1 protein-coding gene is annotated in these 588 nt (G+C 78.4%); it reads right to left on the bottom strand.

Going from position 1 to position 588, the window contains the following annotated elements:
* Positions 1 to 588 (bottom strand): DUF4350 domain-containing protein (locus AE652_RS42740; RefSeq protein WP_049661773.1); only part of this gene is annotated, 588 nt, incomplete at both ends.

Raw genomic sequence — 588 nt, 5'->3', positions numbered from 1 at the left:
GGGCGCGGCCCTCGGTGGTCTCGGCGGCGCGGACCACCACGGGCAGGTTCTCGCTGACCACCGGGCCGAGCCGGCGGCCGCGCCAGAGGGCGGCGAGCACGGCGGCGACGGCGAGCTGGTAGCCGGCCCAGTGCCAGCCGCTCGGCAGGAAGTCGCCGAAGCTCTTGGTGCGGGCGCCCTCGGGGAGCGGGGCGGAGTAGTCGGGCAGGTGCCAGGTGAGGCGGGGCTGCGAGCCGAGCAGGCCGAGGGCGAGGGCGGCGTCGCCGTCCTTGGCGAGTTCGCCGTTGTGCAGGAAGGTGCCGCTGCCGAGCACGACGACGTCGCGGTCGCCGTCGCCGGCCGGGAGGACGACCAGCGGGTAGCCGTGGGCGCGCGGGTAGCAGCCGGTGCCGCGGCTGCCGCTGGTGTAGAGCATGCCGCCCTGCTGGGCGCTGCCGGCCCGGACGGCCTCGGTGAGGGCGCACTCCGGGGGAGTGGAGCGGACGGAGGCGTACGGGAGCCCGCCGGCGTCGTCGGACAGCCGGATGCCGGGGGCGAGCGCGGTGAGCGCGGCCGGGCCGGGGGCGACCAGCACCAGGCGCCGGTGCC

This window comes from Kitasatospora sp. MY 5-36 (genome assembly GCF_001182915.1).
Lineage (GTDB): Bacteria > Actinomycetota > Actinomycetes > Streptomycetales > Streptomycetaceae > Kitasatospora.
This window is presented reverse-complemented; position numbering and strand designations above follow the sequence as displayed.